14 protein-coding genes are annotated in these 21,886 nt (G+C 55.3%); 1 reads left to right on the top strand and 13 read right to left on the bottom strand.

The features are described from left to right. Positions 1 to 39: 39 nt before the first annotated feature. The 12 genes from AC3RCL_RS04765 to AC3RCL_RS04710 form a co-directional block, all read right to left on the bottom strand. Positions 40 to 1,926: a DUF2264 domain-containing protein gene (locus tag AC3RCL_RS04765; RefSeq protein WP_492534666.1), complete on the bottom strand. Its 1,887-nt coding sequence runs from the start codon at positions 1,924 to 1,926 to the stop codon at positions 40 to 42. A gap of 102 nt (positions 1,927 to 2,028) precedes the next feature. Then, positions 2,029 to 3,165: a glycoside hydrolase family protein gene (locus tag AC3RCL_RS04760; RefSeq protein ID WP_492534665.1), complete on the bottom strand. Its 1,137-nt coding sequence runs from the start codon at positions 3,163 to 3,165 to the stop codon at positions 2,029 to 2,031. Between the two features lie 18 nt (positions 3,166 to 3,183). Beyond that, the gene (locus tag AC3RCL_RS04755; RefSeq protein WP_492534664.1) at positions 3,184 to 5,148 is read right to left on the bottom strand and encodes a heparinase II/III family protein; all 1,965 of its coding nucleotides are present in this window, start codon (positions 5,146 to 5,148) and stop codon (positions 3,184 to 3,186) included. A 58-nt stretch (positions 5,149 to 5,206) separates the two neighbouring features. Further along, the gene (locus tag AC3RCL_RS04750) at positions 5,207 to 6,829 is read right to left on the bottom strand and encodes a response regulator transcription factor (RefSeq protein ID WP_492534663.1); all 1,623 of its coding nucleotides are present in this window, start codon (positions 6,827 to 6,829) and stop codon (positions 5,207 to 5,209) included. Further along, on the bottom strand, positions 6,822 to 8,633 hold the full coding sequence (locus AC3RCL_RS04745; protein ID WP_492534662.1) for a cache domain-containing sensor histidine kinase: 1,812 nt from the start codon (positions 8,631 to 8,633) through the stop codon (positions 6,822 to 6,824). Before AC3RCL_RS04745 ends, AC3RCL_RS04750 begins: the two co-directional genes overlap by 8 nt. Before the next feature lie 98 nt (positions 8,634 to 8,731). Next, positions 8,732 to 10,102, bottom strand: a complete 1,371-nt coding sequence (locus AC3RCL_RS04740) for an ABC transporter substrate-binding protein (RefSeq protein ID WP_012819108.1) — start codon at positions 10,100 to 10,102, stop codon at positions 8,732 to 8,734. 150 nt (positions 10,103 to 10,252) lie between these two features. After that, positions 10,253 to 11,092 carry a carbohydrate ABC transporter permease gene (locus AC3RCL_RS04735; RefSeq protein ID WP_012819107.1) on the bottom strand — a complete coding sequence of 280 codons (840 nt, stop codon included), beginning with the start codon at positions 11,090 to 11,092 and terminating at the stop codon, positions 10,253 to 10,255. 15 nt (positions 11,093 to 11,107) lie between these two features. Continuing rightward, positions 11,108 to 12,055, bottom strand: coding sequence for a carbohydrate ABC transporter permease (locus tag AC3RCL_RS04730; protein WP_251499896.1), 948 nt, complete (start codon positions 12,053 to 12,055; stop codon positions 11,108 to 11,110). Positions 12,056 to 12,195: 140 nt separating this feature from the next. Then, complete coding sequence (locus tag AC3RCL_RS04725) at positions 12,196 to 12,810, bottom strand: alpha/beta hydrolase (RefSeq protein WP_492534661.1); 615 nt, start codon at positions 12,808 to 12,810, stop codon at positions 12,196 to 12,198. 518 nt (positions 12,811 to 13,328) lie between these two features. After that, the gene (locus AC3RCL_RS04720) at positions 13,329 to 14,036 is read right to left on the bottom strand and encodes a PIG-L deacetylase family protein (RefSeq protein ID WP_332296448.1); all 708 of its coding nucleotides are present in this window, start codon (positions 14,034 to 14,036) and stop codon (positions 13,329 to 13,331) included. Between the two features lie 39 nt (positions 14,037 to 14,075). Next, the gene (locus AC3RCL_RS04715; RefSeq protein ID WP_492534660.1) at positions 14,076 to 15,032 is read right to left on the bottom strand and encodes a GNAT family N-acetyltransferase; all 957 of its coding nucleotides are present in this window, start codon (positions 15,030 to 15,032) and stop codon (positions 14,076 to 14,078) included. Positions 15,033 to 15,342: 310 nt separating this feature from the next. Further along, positions 15,343 to 16,488, bottom strand: a complete 1,146-nt coding sequence (locus AC3RCL_RS04710; protein WP_492534659.1) for a serine hydrolase domain-containing protein — start codon at positions 16,486 to 16,488, stop codon at positions 15,343 to 15,345. 438 nt (positions 16,489 to 16,926) lie between these two features. Between AC3RCL_RS04710 and AC3RCL_RS04705 the strand changes: the two genes are divergently transcribed. Continuing rightward, the gene (locus tag AC3RCL_RS04705) at positions 16,927 to 19,068 is read left to right on the top strand and encodes an alpha-amylase family glycosyl hydrolase (RefSeq protein WP_492534658.1); all 2,142 of its coding nucleotides are present in this window, start codon (positions 16,927 to 16,929) and stop codon (positions 19,066 to 19,068) included. Positions 19,069 to 19,736: 668 nt separating this feature from the next. Here the strand turns inward: AC3RCL_RS04705 and AC3RCL_RS04700 are convergent. Continuing rightward, positions 19,737 to 21,773, bottom strand: coding sequence for a methyl-accepting chemotaxis protein (locus tag AC3RCL_RS04700; RefSeq protein WP_492534657.1), 2,037 nt, complete (start codon positions 21,771 to 21,773; stop codon positions 19,737 to 19,739). Positions 21,774 to 21,886: the final 113 nt, after the last annotated feature.

The raw sequence follows: 21,886 nt of genomic DNA, 5'->3' as shown, positions 1-21,886 counted from the left end.
GGTTTAAATTAATATTGAAGGCGTATGACGGCAAGCCCGTTAGTCCATCGGAATCACGATGATATTCCCCGTCTGCGTCGTAATTTTAATCTCACGCTGTCCTATCTCTACGCCCAGCCTTTCTTTCACGTCTTCCATGGAAGGCTCCTCAATGGAAGGAGTGCCGGAAGCGCTGGGGGTGCCATGCACGGCCGCGATGAGCCAATGGGTTCCGGGTTCGAGCGCCGCCCTCAGTGTAGGAATGACAGTGCGGGGACGCAGGAGATTGGTATTGGCATGGGGATAGATGAGCTCTGCCGTATCGTAACCGAGCATGCCATAGATGGCACTCGTGCCGAAGGTGCCGGAAGCCGATGCTGCCCCGTCTCCCGTTCGGGAGCTGTTCAGTAATCCCAAGCCTAAAGCAAACCCGCCCTCGGCAGCATCGAGCATTCGTTCCGTACTGATCCGATGGATGCGAATATGCCATGGCAGCCCTGCCGCTATCCAGGTCCTTACCTCGACGTCTCTCCACGGCTTCCATTTTGCGTACAGCACATGCTCCTGAATCCGCGTCTCCTCGCATAAGCGCTTGACCCGGAACAGCCGATCGCCTTCGCTAAGCGCCAGCATGGAATCGAAAGCCCCTTGGGCCAGTCCCCATTCCGCCCTCGGCACGCTGAACGCAAAGGCGGTAGAGTAGACGAACTTCTCATACTTGGCGGAAGTATGCGTATGCTCGTTGGTAGACGGGTGGCCCGTATTGAACGCAGCCACATGGCCGGTCTGCGGCTCGCGGCAAAGCACCAGATGTGCAGGCTCCTGTACCGAAATACGTCCTGTCTCCGCCAGCTCCTGCTCCTCTGCCGACCAGAACGGATGGCTATCCGGCAAAGCCAGGATCAGGAACGTCTTCAGCGACCAGTACACGGAGCCAGCCGCGTTATAGTTCTCCGACATGATTCGGTTCGGGTAAGCGTAGCCCACCGTCAACACGCCGTCCCGGTCGAATATAGGCTGCTGAAACCACCATCTGAGATTTCTAAGGACCAGTCCTTTCAGCTGGCCCGGACTAAACCCGTCCAGCCCGGCATAAGCCGCAGCCGACCAGAAGGCCGACTGCGCAAAGCGGTACGTCAAGCTGCGTCCGTAAGGAACGGCCGCCCCGTCGGGAGCAAACCATTGGATGAAATCGCGTGCAAACAATGCCGCCCGCTCCCTGTAGCGCCCGGCGCGTTCCGGATCTTCGTCTCCCATCAGCTGCGCATAGATCAAGCCATAGAAATGAAAAGCATACGGCACGTAATAATCACAGTGCCCCCCGATCCCGTCGCTATACCAGCCTGCATCCAGATAAAATTCCTCAATGCGCTGGAGATTGTTCTCCAGCTGTCCGGCATCGTAGGGTAAGCCTGCTTTGCGGAAACCAACGTTGACAAATACATGGAAGAACAGCCAATTGCAATCATAGCAAGGATGATGGTTGATTTGATCGAGCCACTGATAGAGGTTGGCCTTCTCCTTCTCGCTCAGCGGCTGCCAGATGCGGTCCGGAATCAGGGCAAAGGCCAATCCGAACACCGCCATCTCCACCAGCCGTTGATCATAGTCATTAACCTGCCCCCAGTACTCCGCATGCTCCGGATCCGTCCCTGCGCGTATCCCTTGCAGGCACAGCTCCCACAGCTCGTCATGGGAGCCGCCGGCAGCGGCGGGAACGAGCCCCCACAAGACGCGAGAGAAACCCTCCATCTCCGCAATATCGGCATAGGCATCGGCGCCCGAACGCTCTAGGATCAAGCGTGCGCTGCCCTCGCTGTAGCATTTGCTTAAAGGCTCCAGCAGCTGCGAGAGCGCCTCCTGCACGTCCCGTCTTGTTCGCAGCGGATTCCGCGCGACCGGATGGATCAAGCCGTCCTCGGAATTCCAAGTAACCTGAATGCTCATCTTAAATGCTCACTCCATTTCCGGAATGCTTCTTCTAATTCCCTTATCCTCTTCCTTGCCTTACTTCTACTATTTCCTTCCAGAGCGCCGCTTCAATCTCCGTTATTCCCAGTAAAACGGCCCCTTCCCTCTCAGCCGCGCCAGTCCTTCCACAAAGAAAAAGTCGCCGTAAATCAGGGGCACGTCGATATTCTTGCCCTCCGGATAGTGGCTGGTTCCATGGAGTATCAGCCCTTCCTCCCCATCGTTGTCCCATGTGCCGTAATTCCAGTAGAGCGATTTCAGAATCCGGACCGCTGATGTCCGGTATACGGCCGCCTGTCCCGGCTCCACCTTGTCAGCCATCAGCAGCAGCCCGCTGGCGGCGCAGGCACCGGCGGACGAATCCCGGTAGATGCGGGCATCGTCCGGCGCGCGGAAATCCCAGAACGGCACATGGTCTTCCGGCAGGTTCGCCAGAAAGAAATGCGCCACCGTTTTGGCCGTATCGAGGTATATCGACTTGCCCGTATGATGGTAGGCAAGCGTCAAGCCGTAAATCGCCCACGCCGTTCCCCTGGACCAGGCAGATTCCGGCGCAAAGCCCTGCCCGCCGATCCCTTCCAGGCGCTCACCGGTAACCGGATCGTATCGTACGATGTGATAGACGGAACCGTCCGGCCGGACGAAGTCCCGGACCACCGTGTCCATATGCGCTTCGGCCATATGCCGGTAGCGGGGATCGCCGCTGATCTGCGACGCCAGGAACAACAGGGGCGTATTCATGGCGCAATCGATGATCGCGAGGCCCGAGTTATCCTCCCCTTCCGACCACGGATTCCAGGCTCGGATATACTGTCCCTTCAGGTTGAAGCGTGCAGCCAGGTAGTTGGCTGCCTTGAGCGCGCGTACCTTGGACTGTTCGCTGCCGGTCAGCTTGTAGGAAGCCATGCTGGTCAGCGTCCACATGAAGCCGAGATCATGGTCCAGACGCACATATTGGTTCAGTAGGTCATCCAGAATGACCTCGCACTGCTCGGCAGTTGTTCTAAGCTCCGCCACCCCGCTATCGTTGTACAGAAGCCACAGCATGCCCGGCCAGAAGCCGGCCGTCCACCAATGCGGCGGCTCCACCTGGTAGACGCCATTCTGGCTGGCATGCGGAAACCTCGCGCCGATCCGCGCTACGTTCCGCCGCGCCTTCGCAAGCGATTTTTCCCATGCCTCCGTCAACCAATCCAAAGCGACCTCCGTTTTCATTCCTCTCCACTCCTCTGTTCATATGAATTGAAATCTGAAATCGATATTCGCATGCAAGCCAAGGGCCTTCACTTTAAAATCCACGGCATACCAAGCCGCTTCCTTGCCGAAGTGATCACGGAAAACATGGCGTGTCAGCTCAGGCTCCACATGGTCGTTATCATAGTGGATCAGCAGGCCGGGCCTGTCGTCCACGGAAAAGGCAGGATCCGGCTTTGTGTCCTGTACCTTAGGCTGCTCCCCGGTCCCTTCTTCAGCTGCAATCGGCTCCTTCTTCTTTTCTAAGGCCTGAACGACTTCCGGTCCTCCTGCCTCTGCTTGCTCATAAGTACCCGGTGCCCGCAACCTAACAGCCTGCCGGCCATCGATCAGTACCAGCTCGGGCCGTATCCTGGTGACGATCCGCTCCACCAGACTCTCCGGGGGCGAACCGAACGTAAACCGGTCGCTCAGCGTCAGTTCCGGCCGGTTCCCCTGCTTGTTCCACTCCAGCGTCCTCGTGAATGACTGAAGCGCAGGAACCCGGTAGGCCGAGGTCAGCTCAAGCGCAAGCCGATCCACGGCTTCACCCGTCACCGCTTCCCATACAACCGCGGCGCTATCCGGGCCCTCTTGCTGAACATGGCCGTCGATGATCGGCACGGAGTGGCCTTGGGAGCCGTTGCAATCATAGCCATACCGTCCTTCGCCGAAATACTCCGCCGTGTACTCGCCGCAGCCGAGATCCGAGCACCAAACTTCCCCGGCGCCGTACAGAATAAAATGCCCAAGATCATTATGGTTGTGCGGCTCGCCGTTGCTGCCGCCCTTGGCGGCAAACGCGTACACCTCGCCTCCATGGGAGCTGCGGGAGATCAGCCACTGGGCATCGGGCAAATAATAACTTGCCTCTTCCCAATCGCTTCCCGCCAGCAAGGGGTTCCGCCAGATCAGGTTGCGCAAAGCCGGAGCCCAGCGGCTGCAATGGTCGTCGCGGTAACCCGACCGGAGAGACTGCGGCGGAGACTCGAAGTCTGCGTACAATCCGGCCAGATAATGAGACAAGCCGATATGTACCGTGCTTTCCGGCTGCGAATCGGAGAAGTTGACGACGGCCTTGCCTCCTAAAAAGCCCTGCTGCTGAAACAAGGCGATGCGGCCGACCTTCTCCGATCGGAACCAGTCCATCTCGCCCCGGGTACGCTTGCGCAGCAAATCGGCGTAATACACGAAATAACCAAACCCGTAATTCCAGTATCCCAGCCCTTCCAGACAGGCTCCATCGGCACCAAATCCCTGCAGGTAATAATCCATGCACCGCTCCGTCTTCAGCAGAACCTTCGCAAGTGATTCCCCGCTTTCCATAAGCAGCAGCGCGGCGGAGCCGATGGAACCGGCACAGACGGCAGACCAATTATGCGTCGCCGTCTCCCAGCCGTGCTCACGGCTTAGGAAAGGGATGAACAACCGCGCTTCAACTTCCTCCTCGATTCTTGAGATCAGCAGCGAAGGCAGATAGTCCCGCAGCAGCACGCGAATTTCGCTGAGGGTAAACCCGGTCTCGGCGCTGAACAGATCAATCGTCCCCTTGATGCCGCCGGGCGATTCCGCGTTCAGATGCGCCGGCAAACACCAGGTATACTCATCGCAGATGGACCAGATCATCTCCTGGAGAGCAATCCGGTACGCTTCCTTATCCGGCTCGAGAAGGGTCAGCAGGGCAAAGGTATTCAGCCGGCGCCTACGCTCGAAATACACCTTCTCATAATCCAGCCTCGTTCCCTGCCGGGCAAACCGGGTGAATAAGTCATACGTCAGCGCCGGGTTCGGGACAGACAGCAGCCGCTCCCCTTCCTCCCGAATCTCGGATATGTCCTGCTCGTAATCCCCGCTTCGCTGAATGCCTTCCCAGAATGACCTCTGGTCCCCGCCTAGGTAATACATCCGCAGATCGGCGGGAGCCATCCCGTTCGCAATCGTTGTCAGCTCCTGCATCCTGTTCATCGGACTAAAACCTCCTCCCCATTTCGACGCCCGTTCAGACGCCCGTTTCAACTCCCGTTCAACCGTTCCGGAACTCTACGGGGGTTACTCCCGCATACGCCTTGAATGTCTTACTGAAATAACTCACATTGTCGTAGGCCAGACTTTCGCAGATTTCCCCGACCGTGCGGTCTGTCTGCCGCAGCAGCTCCTTGGCGCGCTCCATCTTCATCCGGGTAACGTATTCGATGAAGGTGACGCCGGTTTCTTTCTTGAACATGCGGCTGAAATAGCTCGGATTCAGGTGCAGGCAGCCGGCAACGTCATCCAGCGTGATCCTCTGGTCAAGCCGAAGGGACACGTATTTGCAGGCCTCCGCCACTTCCGATCGTCTGCTGCCCCCGAATCCGTGATCCATAGCCTGCAGGGTGGATTCCAAATAATCGTGAAGCCAGGATTTCAGCTCGTTCAGGGAATCCATGTCCATGATCTCTTTATGAAGCGCATCGGCCGTATAGGCAGGTGACAGGGAATGCAGTAGATGAAGCCTCAGCTTCAGATCCAGCAGGAGCTTCAATACCCAGTCCTTGACCGATTCCGGTGCGTACCGCTTCTCTTGAATCCATGAGATCCACCGATCGACTGTGTCGCGCACCGCGCATAACCCCTCTTTTCCGAGCAGCGATTCCCGCAGCTCCGAACTGGCCCGGTCATAATAAGCAAAGAGATCGGGATCCCCATGCAGACTTTTCTGTTCAAGTGCTCCGTTCAGTTTGGATATCTCCTGCGGCTCCAGATAGAATCGTTGATGCCGGCAGGCCAGCAGTTCATTGAGCCCTGCCTTTAAGCCCTCCGGCTCCGCGCACCCCCTGCCGATCAAGAACGACATGCGGATTCGCAGCACGCGCTCGAGCGTCCGCTGCACCTCCTTCAGGCAGGCGGCGGCCTCATCGTATATGTTGCTGCCCAAGCCGGGTCGATACGCGAACAGGAGCAACGAAGACTTTGCATCATATAGGACATGCACCGCATCCGGATTCAGTTGATCCAGCACCTCCCGCAGCACGTTGCCCAGGGCAAAATGCAGCGTCTGGTTGGAAGCGAAGCGGTGCTTGATCTCCCGGACATCCTCCAGATGTCCGACCACGGGTAGGCAGTGATAACCCAGCTTCAGCACTCCGTACTCCGACAGCTCATGCCGCCATGTTTCGGGGGACAGCAAGGGCTGATGGATGAAATTTTTGAGGCTCTGCTCCTTCCGCAGCTCCTTGGATTCGTCCACCAGATGGATCATCCGCGACCGCTCCCAGCCCTTCTGGGCTTCCTCGTCCATCGCCTGCTTGAACCGCCTCAGCAGCTGTGCCAGCTCCTCGGGGTCGAGCGTATCCTTCAGCAGATAATCCTGCACGTTCAGGCGCATGGCCTGCTGGGCATATTGGAATTCGTTGTGGCAGGACAAAATGGCGATCCTCACATCGGCCTTCACTTCTTTGATGCGTGCGGACAGCTCAAGCCCGTTCATTTTGGGCATGCCGATATCCGTAATCAGAATGTCCGGGGGCGAAGATCTCGCTTCCTCCCAAGCACTCATTCCGTTCTCATAGCTTCCCATCAGATTCAAGCCCAGCTCATTCCACGAGATGGCCTCCGACAACAGCTCAATGACCGGGTAATCATCGTCCACCAGCATCACGTTATACATCCGCATTCCCTCTTTCCGGTATATACATCTCGATCACCGTTCCTTGGCCAAACTCGCTGTAGACGTGGCATTGAAAAGCCTCGCCGAACACCATGCTCATCCGTTCCATCACATTTTGCAGACCGATATGGGAGAAGCTGCCTCCGCTTGCCTCCTCCTGCATCGAAGATCCGGCGGTTCCGCCCTGGATTCTCCGGGCAATCGATTCCCTCATCGCAGCATCCATGCCGATGCCGTCGTCCTTCACCGCCAGCACGAGATGCCTGCCCTTCATGGCGGCTGCAATCCGAATCGTCCCTGCCTGCTGGTTGAGCCCATGGATTAATGCATTCTCCACGATCGGCTGCAGAAAAAAGCGCGGCACCTTAAAGAGGAAAGCCTCCGGCGCGATATCCAGCTCCAGCCTGACCTCCTCCTTCTGCCGAAGGTTCATCAGGGCGACGTAATGCGAGATCAGGTCGATTTCTTCATGTAGCGCAATCTCGTCCTCTTCGCGGCTGATCGTCATGCGGAGCAGCACGGACAGGGAGCCGATCATCTTCGCGCTTTCGGGATCGCCTCGTTTCATGACCTTCATCCGGATCGAATTCAGGACATTGAACAGAAAATGGGGATGGATCTGGGCTTGGAGCATTCGGAGCTCCGCTTTTCGTTTTCTCGCCTGGTTCTCGGATATTTCCGAGATCATGGCTTTAAACCGGTCCAGCATGTCGTCGAATAAATGCCCCAGCCGTCCAACCTCATCATTGCCATGAACATGCGACCTCACTTCCAAATTTCCGCGCTGCACGGCGGTTGCGACTTTACCGAGCTTGACTAACGGCTTGGTAAACGCACGGACAAGTCCAATGAGCAGCAGCAGAAAGATCAAGAAGGAGCACATCTGGAACCAAAACACGCGGTTGAAAATCGAGTTGATATTGACGATCGCATCCTTGTACGGCTGCATCAGCACCAGGCGCCACCCGGCAAACGGGATGTCCTGGTGTACCATCAGCTGCTTCTCCCCCTTCATCGGCACGATCGAATACGGCTTTTCTTGATCCAAGTCATCGTGATATGCAAAGGTCGTTCCGATCTGGCTCTGATGAGTGCCGGAAACGATGGTTCCCTTGGCATCCAGCAGCACCATATCGTTGCCTTCCGAAAGGGAGTTGAAAATCCCGCTGATCTGATCCTCCATGAACGTCACGATCACGTAGCCGTAAATTTCGGAATCCGGCAGCCGGAGCGTTCGAACCACCGATAATTGCGTCGGATGATCGATCTGGTCGGAGCGGAACATCGTGGCCTCCGGCTCCGTCCATAGGGACTCCAAGCCTTGCAGCTCCGAAATCTGGCCAAACCAAGGCCGCTGCCTGTAATCGAGCGGATTGTAATCGCTTACGGAATAATTCATGTAATAGGAGCCGTTCTCCAGAATGACGGTGACATAGCTTTTCTCGCCGACGACCGTCAAGCTGTCCAGATGCTCCAGCACCCGGTTGGATTCAATGAACCTGCGATAAGGATCCGGGTCTTCGTTGCCGGATACCACCTGCTTGAAATAGGAATTCAAACCGGAATTCATCTGGATATAGTTGGCGATATTGATTTTGCTTAAGAGCAGATTCGTCACCGATCCGCGGACCAGCTGAAGGGCATCGCTTGCGTTGGATACCGCCTGCTGCCTCAAGGCTTCCTTCGTTAACGAATTATACAGAATCAAGCTGACGATGGCAGGAACCACGATGCAGGTGACGGCAGCCAATATCAGCTTATGCCTGATGGAGCTCGGGATCAGGCTCTTCAATCGTGCGGGCATAGAATCCACCTCGGGTATGGCGTGACGGGAATAATGTACGCGAATTCAAAAAAAGGGACGAAGAGTTTCGTCCCGATTTTTTTGTCTATTATACCAGATCATTTTTTGTTGGATTCTATAATTTTGTTCACTCGCTCCTGCGAATTCGCGATGGTCTGGTCAATATCCTGATTGCCCAGTATCAGTTTCTCGTATTCCTCGTTCACCGCCTCGTACACTTCCGCCTGATAAGGCGCCGGCGGCACGATGGCCGAGGCCTTCGAGGCAACCAATGTGTCCACGAGCGATTTCTTGTCTACCTTCTCCGGACTCTTCGTGCCCGCCAGAATGGTGTCGATGATCTCCTCCACCTGCTCGGTTTTCACCTGCTGCCAGGCCGGAATGTTCTTGCCCTGCACGATCTGCCCTTCCGTTGTATACCAGCGGACAAACTTATAGGCCTCTTCCTTATGCTTCGACTTGGCCGCCACCGCCACGTAATCCGTGGTTACCGGCGTAAGTCCCGTCGGATCGCCTGCCTCGTTTTTCGGGAATGGGGCTACGGCGACATTGAAGTCCAGCGGCACTTTATCCGTTCCGCCAATCTCCGTGTTCATCCAGCTGCCGATCGTGATCATGCTCGCGGATTGATTGAAGAATTGGGTCCGGTAATTCAGCTTCTGGGAGATCATGTCCGTATAAGGCACCGAGGATTGGTCCTCCTTCTCCATCCGCACGCGCAGCTCCAGCGTCTGCCTGAAGGTCGGGTTATCCAGATTGGAAGAGCCGTCAGCCTTCAAATAGTCGGTATCCTGAGGCTGATTGGCCATCATCAGCTTCAGAAATTCCAGCCATCCGCCCCCTTGCGGACCGTGGAAGTACGTCCCGTAGCGCTTCGACGCTCCTTCGCCCTGGGTCAATTTTTTGGCATAGTCCGCATATTCGTCCCAGGTCCAGTCCGTCGGAACCGGCAGCCCCGCTTCCTCCAGGTGATCCTTGTTCAGCAGCACATACCAGGGGTTAAACTTGCCGGGCAGCGCATAGACCTTGCCGTCGAGGCGGGTATCCACTTTATAATCCGTTTCCACGCTGTAGCCGTCCTTCGCGATAAAGTCGTCCAGCGGCTCGGCCATGCCGAGCGCCACCCGCTGCGCATAACCCGCCGGATCGCTGAACATCAGGATGTCCATCTGGGCCGAGGATGCCGCCTCCAGGTCAAGCTTCTTGAATGCCTCCTGCGTATCCCCCTTCTCGCTGAGCTGGACCAGCTCAATGGTCACGCCCGGCGTTGCCTCTTCATAGGCTTGGATCGTTTTCTTCCAATTGTAAGCTTCCTCCGTGCCATAGGTGTACAGCCTCAGATTGGTCTTGCCCCCGCCTTGCGCGGAATCACCTTGCGCCGCATTCTCTTTCGCTCCGCCGCAGCCGGACAGCAAGCCGATCACCATCGCGGCCGCGAGAACGCCTGACCACCATTTCTTGTTCATCATTGTCTATAACCCTCCCCATTGATATCGGTATGTAAGGTCGTGACGATTCTAGCTGTGACTATCCACATTATATAGAGCGCTTACATCATAACCATAAAACAATCTTTACTGATGTTGGAACTATTTTTACCCCGTTCATTCCCGAGATCCCTAGCCCTTGACCCCGCCCAGCGCAATGCCTTCGATGACGCTCTTCTGGCCGATGATAAAAACGATCAGTAGCGGGAATATCGCCGACACGGCAGCCGCCATGATCAGGGAATAGAATTCTCCGCTCAAGGACGTGAACTTCTGCATCGCCAGCGGAATCGTGAACAGCCGGTCCGTCCGCAGGAAGATGAGCGGATTCTGATAATCGTTCCACGTCCAGATGAACCGCAGGATCGCATACGTGGCAACAGCGGGTTTTACCAGCGGCAGCGCAATGGACCAGAAGATTCGCGGATGGTTCGCGCCGTCGATTTTGGCGGATTCGATGAATTCCTGATGCACCCCCATGAAGAATTGCCTGAGCATGAACGTTCCGAGCACGCTGAAGCTTCCCAGCATAATGAGCCCGAAATGGTTATCGAACAGCCCGATGTTGCGGTATAGAATAAACTGCGGGATCAGGATGGCCTGGCCCGGAATCATGTAGGTCACCAGCACGATGATGAACAGCCAATTGCCGGCGGCAAACCGGATTTTGGAGAAGCCGTAGGCCGCCAAGGCGGATACCATGGCCGAGATGATCGTGGTCAGTATGCTGACCTTGATCGAGTTCCAATAATAGAGGTAGAAGGGATAATCCCCGAACCATACCTCCTTGTAATTCTGAATCGCGTTCCACTCCCGCGGAATCCATTGAATCGGATATACGAATACGTCCCGCTCCACCTTAAAGGATGTAACCAGCATCCAGATAAAAGGAAGGAGAAACAGAATGCTCACCGCGAACATCGCGATCGTGACGATGAGCTTGCGCCAGTCGACGCCGACTCTTGTCCCCATATTGCGCCCTCCCTCCTAGTAATTGACCCACTTCTTCTGAGCAGCCCACTGACCCAGCGTAATCAGCATAACGAAACCAAACAGAACCGCGGCAATGGACGATGCGTAACCAACCTTCAGGTTGACGAATGCCGTATCGTATAAATACCAGACCATCATCGTCGTCGAGCCGATCGGTCCCCCTTGGGTCATAACAGCAATGATATCAAAGACCTTGAACGTGGAGATGACGCCCGTCACCAGCAGGAAAAATGATGTCGGCGACAGCAGGGGCAGCGTAATGCGCCTGAACTTGGTCCAGCCGTTCGCTCCATCGATATCCGCCGCTTCGTACAGATCCTTCGGAATGGACTGCAGCCCGGCGATATAGATAATCAGATTGAAGCCTATGGAAATCCAGATCGATATCAGCATAATGGAAATCAGCGCGAAATTCGGATCGGCGATCCACTTGGGCGGATCGGATATCCCGAGCGTCCGGAGTATTTCGTTGATCGGACCGTAGGACGGCTGGAACAGTACCTGCCATACCACGGCTACTGCCACGATGTTGGATATGTAGGGCATGAAGTAAGCCACTTTAAAATAGCCCTTCATATAGACAAACCGGTCGATCAAAATGGCCAGCGTCATCGAGATCATCATGTAGACCGGAACCGTCAGGAGAAACAAGATGTTGTTGCGTACCGACTTAATAAACATGTCATCCTCCAGCAGCTGGCGGAAATTCTGAAACCCGACCCACTGGATGCCGTCCCAGCCCTGCACGAAATTCCAATCGGCAAAACCCAGCACGAGCGTAGCCAATATCGGAAACAGCACCAAAATGATAACGCCGATCAGCATCGGGCTTACGAATGCGATCCCCCATAGGTTCTCTCCCCGCTGCAAGGATCCCCTGGACTTGTCCTCCCGAGTCGGCTGGGCGCCAGGCTTCTTCATCGTCTCCATTGTCTGTGCCATGTCGGACCCCCTCGATTCTTATTCGATGGGTTAAGTATAAAAAAAATACCGCCAACGTATTGACGGTATTTTGATCATATTCGCTTTCATTTTTACTTGATTAGACAGGGAACGCATCATGGAACTTGGCATGCCCGGTATTACAGGAACTTCTCCTTAAACCAGGCAGCGGCCATCCCGACCTCTGCACGGCTGAGCTGATGTCCCCCGTTCTCCCAATGCAGCTTCACGTCCGCGCCTGCCCCGCTCAATAGTTCGTTCAGATCCTCGCTCTCCTGCGGCGTGCACATCGGATCGCGCCGGCCTGCCGCGATAAAGACCGGAACGTCGGTCAAATCCGGCAAGGTTTTATCCCGCAGCGGAACCATCGGATGGTGGAGGATGACCCCTTGCAGCGCGTCCCCTTCGTGGAACAGCAGGCTGGCCGCAATATTGGCGCCGTTTGAATACCCGACGGCAACGATGCGGCTGCGGTCAAAATCGTACTCGGCAGCTGCCCAGTTCAGAAATTCATTCAGATCATGCGTGCGTTTCACGAGATCCTCTACATCAAACACCCCTTCGGCCAGACGGCGGAAAAATCTCGGCATGCCGTTCTCCAGCACGTTCCCGCGGACGCCGAGCACATTCGATGTGGGCGAGATCATCTCGGCCAGCGGCAGCAAATCCTCCTCGTTACCCCCGGTGCCGTGCAGCAATAGCAAGGTTGGTGCCTCCGGAGAGGTTCCCTGGCGGTAAATATGCGTATGTTCCATATGTTTATAGTCTCCCTTCGATTGGTGATATGGTTCAATTTCGAATCCGTTTGACACCATTAATGTTCGTTAGAATGCCCTGGAATAGCTCAATAGGACCAAAGTCTGCCCTGAAAAATCACATCATAAATTACGCGGCGATCCCATCATAGGCTGCCCTAAAATCACGCCTAAATATCTTAAATTTAAGATTCTTTAAATACATCATACCATGGATTTTGAAAAATGCAACAGCTGCCCTTCTGCCTCGCCTCCCCGCTAGAGCTGCAATCGGAAACGCTATGTCCCCATTCTTCGCAATTCTTGACGAACGAAACGAAAAGAGAGGAAGCCTCCGATATGGAAGACTTCCTCTCCTGTTTGTATTCTCTATATATGATTCCGTACGTGTTCCCCCGTAACATCACTCATTATATCAAAAGATAGGTATAATGTCAGTGGATGTTTTGGTATTTCTCACAATTTTTTTGTGAGAATGTTAGCGATTATTCCAGTTGATTGGATGAAAAACCATATATTTAGAAAAATTGTAACCGTTTGGTCAACGCGCCTCTCGGAACCGCGAAGGCCTGCGCGCGCTTGAAGTTCATCGGCGCTCCCCGTACGATCGTGAGCGCCTTGTAGTATTCGATGAACGGGAAGCCGTAGGTTTCCCCGCGCGCATAAGCGTATACGTTCATGGCTCTCACCCACGTTTCATAGGCTTCGTCCGGAATGTCGATGAAGACCTCGGGATGGAAATCGTACGGGTCCTCCCAATTGTCCGCATAGTATAAATGCTGGGCATAGTGGGACGGAAGCTCGCGCTCAATCGTCTTCAAGCCCGCGTAGAAGCGGGCGTCCTCCACGATATAATGCGTATTGGAATGATCCTTATGAATGCTCTCCTTCCAATGCGTGATGATGATATCCGGCTTCACTTCCCGTATGACGTCGGCGACCTGATACTTCACTTCCTCGTCCAGCGGAAGCTCGGCATCCTTGTAAGCAAGGAACCGCACATCCGCGCCGACGATATCGGCAAATTGGTGAGCTTCGTCAATCTTTTGCTTTGCGTACTCCTCCGGCGTCAGACGGGGGTGTCCCTTCTCTCCCGGCGTTAGATGAAGAAACGTCGCTTTGTGGCCAGCCTGCGTGTATTTGGCGATCACGGCTCCTGCCGTAAGATCCATATCGCCCGCATGCCCGCCAATCGCCAAAATGTGTTGCTGCTTTGCTTCCGTCAATGTAATCTCTCCTTTGTATATCCATGTAGTCGAAGCTATCTATTGAAGCGGCTTGCTCATAATTTCGAACCGGCGCGTCACGTCGAAGCCGGCTTTGCGGTACAGATGGCCTGCGGGACTCTGCTCGCCCGTCCAGAGGAACCAGGCACCATGCAGTCCTTGAGCACGCATAAGGGCAAGGCAGTCATACAAAAGTATTTTTCCGAGACCTTTCCCTTGCATCGACGGATCCACGCCAAACGGACCGAATCGTTCAGCTACGCCCTCATATCCGCCATGCAGGCAGAAGCCTACCAGCTTCCCTTGATCGCGCGCGATCAGGATCTGATCCGTTGTTAATCGCTGCAGCAATCCTTCGCGAATCGCCCGGCCCCAATCCGGGTTAAACACGTCCGTCGCAAACTCGATCAGCTCCACCAGATCGCTGTCCTGAGCCGGCTTGAAAGTAAAGCCTTCATGCTCCCGCTGCCGCTTCAGCTCCGCAACCTCCGGCGGCATATGGAAACCAACCAGGGAGCGGTCCATCGCAACCGCCGTGTAATTGCGGCTAAAACCGCTGGCCGCAAGCCACGCCAAGCCCTCCGGATAGCGCTCCCCATCAATGCCCGGAACGATATAATTCGGGGCATACGAGGAGAAAAAGACTTTGCTGCGCCCATGATGACGAAGATAATCTTCGCCTTCCTGCAGCAGCCGCGACGCGACCCCAATTCTTCGAACCGATGGATCGGTATAGAAGAAGGTGATCCAGCCGTGATCCGGGTCCAGCTCGGTGCCGATCATCGGCAATTTCCGGCGCACCGCATACAGGACGCCCACTATGCGGCCCTCGTGCTCCGCGATCCGCAGTCCCTGCGGATCAAAGTTCGGGTCGAGCAGCACCAGATTTCGAAAACGAAGCCGGGTGACGGGATCTCCCGGCAGACAGGCGTTCCACAGAGCCGTGATCCCTTCCTCGTCTCCAGGCCGGTAAGACCTGTAGGTTAAACTCGCCATTACGTTATCCCTCCTTATAATCGTAAGCCTTGGATCGGCGGCGATTGCCGCTTAACGGCATGCGACCGGTTGATCTCCATTCACCAATCCTCCATGTCTGGACGAATTATCTATGCAGCAGCTCCCATAAATGTACCGACATCAGGAGGCATTGCTTAATGTCCATCCGGCGTTAGCTCGGCTTCGGATTGCTGCCGCTGCGGAATCGAACGACAAATATTTTGTACATCGTGCGCACTGCTCCCTGTGCAAACGGTTCGTGAGCTGGGGCATGCTTGGACGGCTGTCAACCATATGCCGTATTCCAGTCTTACCCTGCCACGGCTCCCTTCAAAGCGTTGTGGACCTGTGCGCGCAGCTGAGCCACGCTGCTGCTCCGCCCCCCATATACGCGGTTGGTCAGCAGAACGACCGCAAGATCAGACTCGGGATCGATCCACAGGCTGGTTCCGGTAAAGCCGGTATGCCCGTAACAGTATGGGCTCATCCAATCTCCCGAGGCGTCCATCTTATCCCCTTTCAGCACCCATCCCAAACCACGGCTCGAGCCCTGAATATGACTCGTATGGGGACGGGTGGCCGTAGCCGCCGCAGCCCGAGATAGGAGCCTCGGTTCGCCGGCTTTCGCCTTCGCAGCTTCCACCGCCGGAACCGCGCCCTGTGCAAGCCACATTCGGGCATACTGCAGCAGGTCCCCTGCCGTGGCAAACAATCCCGCATGGCCGCACACGCCGCCCAAAGCCCGCGCCTTCTCGTCATGGACGATCCCGCACAGATGATCCTGGATGGATTCATCATGCTCCGTTGCGGCATAACGGTGCGCCTGACCCGGCGAAGGAGTCAGCGTTGCGTGATGCATGCCCAGCGGATCCGACACCCATCGCTTAAACGCTTGGTCCAAAGGCAGCTCGAGCGACCGTTCTATGATGCGACCAAGCGTCAGATACCCCAAATCGCTGTAAATCACTTCGGTATTCGGCTTCGCTGCAAGCGGCGCTGAAAAAACGGCATCCCACATCTGCTCCCTGTCCCAGCCATGGGAATGCAGGTTCATATCCGCCTGGAGCCCGGAAGTATGCGTCAGCAGCTGGCCTACCGTTATCTCTTCTTTGCCTGCCGTTCCGAATGAAGGCAGCATATCGCTCGCTTTTGTGCTCAAGGTCAGAACTCCATCATCGATCAATTGCAGAATCAACGGGAGCGTGACCGCCACCTTGGTCAAGGATGCACAGTCGTATAACGTATCCTCGCTAACAGGCACAGGCTGGCCCTGCACCGGATTAGGATTGGCATAACCTGCTGTGTAGAACCATGTCCTGCCTTCATGCAGAACGCCCAGTACGGCACCCGGCGTCGTACCCGCGTCTATCTCGCGTTCAATGGCGGCGCACGCCGCCTTCACTCCCTTGACTCCCAAGCCCAGCTGCTCTGCACCGGCCTTCACATGAGTCTCCATTGAACTTCCCTCCTTTGCTTCCAGGCCTCGAGTTGGATCAACTAAACAACAAACACGCCATTTTCACATGAACTGATCTTCAAATTGTAAACGCTTGCTAAACCTATTATATGGCCTGTAAAATTTTGTTTCAATAATAAACAAGGATTATAAAATTTAATTTCATGACATGAAATATTAATTTCCTTTTATTTGGATATTACATATTGACACATGAATACGCTTTTATTTACAATATTGTTGAAATCAAACACTCGCATAATTTAAGGGCCATGCATTCCGTCACCGCACACCCGGTATGGAACAACCCCGGTTTCTCTTCAGGAGATGCCGGGGTTTTTTGTTGCCCTATCTTTGGTACAGGAGGTGATTCCCCGCAGCTTCGGTTTGCTCATTGAACCAACCCCCATTCAATAACTGCTACATAGGAGGAATACGATGAAAAAATTCTACAAACTGACAACCGCCCTTGCCCTTAGCTTGTCCCTGGCGCTGAGCTTGCTCGGCCCAGTCCATGCAGCTCCGGATACCTCGGTATCCAACAAGCAAAATTTCAGCACGGATGTCATTTATCAAATCTTTACGGACCGTTTCTCCGACGGCAATCCTGCCAACAATCCGACCGGCCCGGCTTTTGACGGTACCTGCACCAACCTGCGGCTGTACTGCGGCGGCGACTGGCAAGGGATCATCAACAAAATCAACGACGGCTACCTGACCGGCATGGGCGTTACCGCCATCTGGATCTCCCAGCCGGTCGAGAACATCTACAGCGTCATCAACTATTCCGGCGTGAACAACACCGCATACCATGGTTATTGGGCCAGAGACTTCAAGAAAACGAACCCGGCGTACGGCACGATCGCCGATTTCCAGAACCTCATCGCTGCCGCCCATGCCAAGAACATCAAAGTCATCATCGACTTCGCACCGAACCACACGTCTCCCGCTTCCTCGGACCAGCCGTCGTTCGCGGAGAACGGCAAGCTGTACAACAACGGCACCCTCCTCGGCGGATACACCGGCGATACGCAGAATTTATTCCATCATAACGGAGGCACGGATTTCTCGACGACAGAGAACGGGATTTACAAAAACCTGTACGATCTTGCCGATCTGAACCACAACAACAGCACAGTGGATACCTACCTGAAGGATGCCATTAAAATGTGGCTTGATCTGGGCATTGACGGCATTCGGATGGATGCGGTAAAACATATGCCGTTCGGCTGGCAGAAGAGCTTCATGGCCACCGTCAACAATTACAAGCCGGTCTTCACCTTCGGCGAATGGTTCCTCGGGGTGAACGAAGTGAGTGCCGAGAACCATAAGTTCGCCAACGAATCCGGCATGAGCCTGCTGGATTTCCGATTCGCGCAGAAGGTTCGCCAGGTATTCAGGGACAACACCGACAATATGTACGGACTGAAGTCCATGCTGGAGGGCTCTGCGGCCGATTACCTCCAGGTGGAGGATCAGGTCACGTTCATCGATAACCATGACATGGAACGATTCCACAATAACAGCGCCAACCGCCGGAAGCTGGAGCAAGCGCTCGCCTTCACGCTCACTTCACGCGGCGTGCCAGCCATCTATTACGGAACCGAGCAATACATGTCCGGCGGGAACGATCCCGACAACCGGGCTCGAATTCCTTCTTTCTCTACCACGACTACGGCTTATCAGGTAATTAAAAAGCTGGCGCCATTGCGCAAATCCAACCCGGCCATCGCTTACGGGACGACGCAGGAGCGCTGGATCAACAACGATGTGTTGATCTACGAGCGCAAGTTCGGCAACAACGTGGCCGTCATCGCCGTCAACCGCAACGTGAACACGCCGGCTTCCATTACGGGGTTGGTAACCTCACTGCCGGCCGGCAGCTACACCGACGTGCTGGGCGGCCTCCTGAACGGTAACAATCTGACCGTCGGCTCCGGCGGATCCGCCTCCAACTTCACGCTGGCAGCGGGCGGTACGGCCGTATGGCAGTACACCACGGCCGTGACTACGCCAACCATCGGGCACGTAGGACCGATGATGGCCAAACCGGGCGCAACCGTCACCATTGACGGCCGCGGTTTCGGAGCAACCAAAGGCACGGTATACTTTGGCACGACGGCAGTTACCGGCGCTAACGTTACGGCTTGGGAAGACACGCAGATCAAGGTGAAAATCCCTGCCGTTGCCGGAGGCGTATATAACATCAAAATCGCCAACAGCGCCGGAACCTCAAGCAATGTGCATGACAACTTCGAAGTGCTGAGCGGGGATCAAGTCAGCGTGCGCTTTGTGGTGAACAACGCTACCACCGCGCTCGGACAGAACGTGTACCTGGCAGGCAGCGTAAGCGAGCTCGGCAACTGGGACCCGGCCAAAGCCATCGGTCCGTTGTACAACCAGGTCATCTACCAATACCCAACCTGGTACTATGACGTCAGCGTTCCCGCCGGCAAAACCATCGAATTCAAATTCCTGAAAAAACAGGGCTCGACGGTAACGTGGGAAGGCGGTTCGAACCATACCTTTACCGCTCCAACGAGCGGAACGGCCACCATTAACGTGAACTGGCAGCCGTAAGTTCAAGAACGTCTAGCTCTTACCGAAGAGCGGCACCTAAACAAAACCAGCTCCGGATATGATCCCGGAGCTGGTTTTGTTCATGCAGTCATAATTCCAGCAGCAATAGCTCGTTACGCACAAAGCACCTCAACATTCCCTCTGAACTGCATGAGCGATTCCCAAAGGGAGAGCATGCTCAGCAGGCAGTAACTCGACATTCCTCTGCACAGCATGAGCAATTCCCAAAGGGAGAGCGTCTCAGCAGGCAGTAACTCGACATTCCTCTGCACAGCATGAGCAATTCCCAAAGGGAGAGCGTCTCAGCAGGCTGTAACTCAACAAGCAGAGGGGACAACTCAACGATCCTGCACTTGCGTTCCCGAGTAACACGCCCACCAACAAAAAAGGCCGATGAAGATGCTCCCCTTCATCGGCCTCTTTCTTCCCCCACTAGCGTAAATGGTTTTGCGTTTAGCACGCAGTAGCGGAGAGGACGAATCGATTCCGGACAAGCTTCAACGGAGCAGGCGGAATCATGGTGGAGAAACGAAGTGGTCCCCTTTATCCCCGGATTTCAACCATAAATATCGTTCCAATAGAAATCCGGGGTAACAGGGATCGGAAGCATGATCCGCATGCGGAGTGCTGATAGCCCACATCATTTTCACGCAGCAATCGAAAACCATTTACGTCCTAAACATCACCAAAGATTTACGCAAGCCCTCCGACAGCTCCTCCAATCGCGACGACAGGCCGACCAGCTTCTCGCTCACCTTGAACTGCTCGGACGACATCGAAGCGACCTCCTCCGTGGCGGCGCTGGTTTCCTGGACAATCGAGCTCGCCTCCGAGATGGAGTCGGTCAGCGCCAGCTGGGAATCGATCAGAACCTCCACCGCATGCGTAGACTCGCTGATCTCGGTTAAGAGCGCATCCATCTCGTGACGCACGTTATCAAAGACACCCTGTGCTTCCTGCACCGAATGCAGCTGCTCGTCAAAGAGCGGCGATGCCGACGTCAAAGCATCCACGGAGCCCTGCACCTCGCGCCGAATGTCGAGAATCATCGCGCCTACGGTCTGGATCGACTCCTTGGAACGATCCGCGAGGCTCCGCACTTCATTGGCAACCACCATGAAGCCGCTGCCTGCCGCCCCGGCGCGGGCAGCCTCAATCGTCGCGTTAATGGACAGCACGTTGGTCTGATGCGTGATCTCCGACATCAGCTCCAATATTTTGTGGATCGATGCGGTATTATCCTTCAGCTTCTCCGCATTCTGGACGATCGCCCGGTTCACCTGGTTAATCCGCGTCGATTTCTCCACCAGGCTGTCCATATGCTGCGCGCCTTCCCCCGTTACCCGGAGCACGCGATCCGCCGCGGCCGCGATCACCTGATTCGTATCGGACACCTTGCTCATCCGGACGCCGATGTTCTCGGCCAGCTGGTTCTCGCGTTCGGCCTCCATGGCCAGGCTTCCGCTTCCCTGGGCAATCTGTTCCATGGCGGCCGCGATCTCTCCGGCCGTAAGCGACGTTCCTCTTGAGGCTTCGGCCAATTCCTCGGCCGTAACCAGCACTTCCTTCGCCGACGCATTCGTCTGATCGACCAAAGCCAAGATTTGCCCCATCATCCGGTTGAAGCTCTGACCCAGACGGCCTATTTCATCGGCACGGCGGAATTCCGTCCGCACCCTTAAGTTCCCCTGCTCTCCCTCTTCCATCAGGCTGCACATCTGGTTCAGCGGTCGGCCGACGGTACGCATCATATAGTAGCCGATCAGAACAGCAACCAGAACCGCTGCCACAATGACCGCAAGCGTAACGGCAAGCAATTTGTCAGTGGCCTGCACGAAATCGCTAACGGGAGCAAAGCCGACCATATGCCATGGGGCCGTCTTCAAAGGCGTATATACCACCATCTGCTCGTCGGCGGTATAGTAGATCCCCCCTTCCTCGGCGTCTGAAGGAACCGTAATGACGGACGGCTGCATCAGCTGAGCCGGGTCCATGTCGTGCACGATCCGGTTATCTTCGGCCACGATCCGCATCTGTCCGTTATTCCCTATTTTTAGATTCGCCAGCACCTCGCCGACCGCCTCGTCCTTGACATCCATCAGCAGTACGTACTGCGCATTCGGATTTTTCAGGTTTTTCAGCAATCTCCCCATCGTCATGGTGGCGGTATTCTCGTTCTCCATAAAACCCTTGACCTCTGTCGGGAACCATACCGGTTCGCCATCGGCCTGAATAATCCGGTCGATCTTCGCCTTCACCCCGTCCGAAGAAGACATGCCCGAATAGCCCGTGGAGTTATAGGAGCTCTGAGCCTGAAGATTGGGCGCGACCAGACGCATGCCCTGCAGACGTTTATCCGAAGATGCCATCCCGTTCAGCTTCTCACGGATCCGGTTCTCGGCCTGGGTTTTGTCCCGAATGCCGATATCCGCCGTGCTGACCGTCACCAGATCTTCGCGAAGCACCGTGTCCAGCGCCCACTGGCGGGAGGCGGCTTCATACTGGGCCAGCAGAAAATCCAGCTTGTCCGCAGCCTGCATCATCTGCCCCGAGGTCGCTTCGGATACCTGATCCATTACCGTGTCCTTGGAGATGGAATACGACAATAACCCCAGCGCCGAAGATAACAGCACGATCGTTGTAAAAAAGATAACAAACAGCTTCATGCCGACCGCCTTGAATTGAAAACGCTTTGTCATGTTCATGTTATGTACCCCCTGATTGCATGCATACATGCAAAAAGACACAGCAAGGCATTTACCGGCTGTGTCTCTTCGCTGTTCTCTCTATCTATATGTCTTATGATGATATCGTGCGT

The sequence above is a fragment of the Paenibacillus sp. MT86 genome (assembly GCF_058792535.1).
The sequence above is the reverse complement of the archived record's forward strand: the minus strand, read 5'-3'. Positions and strand labels throughout refer to the sequence as shown.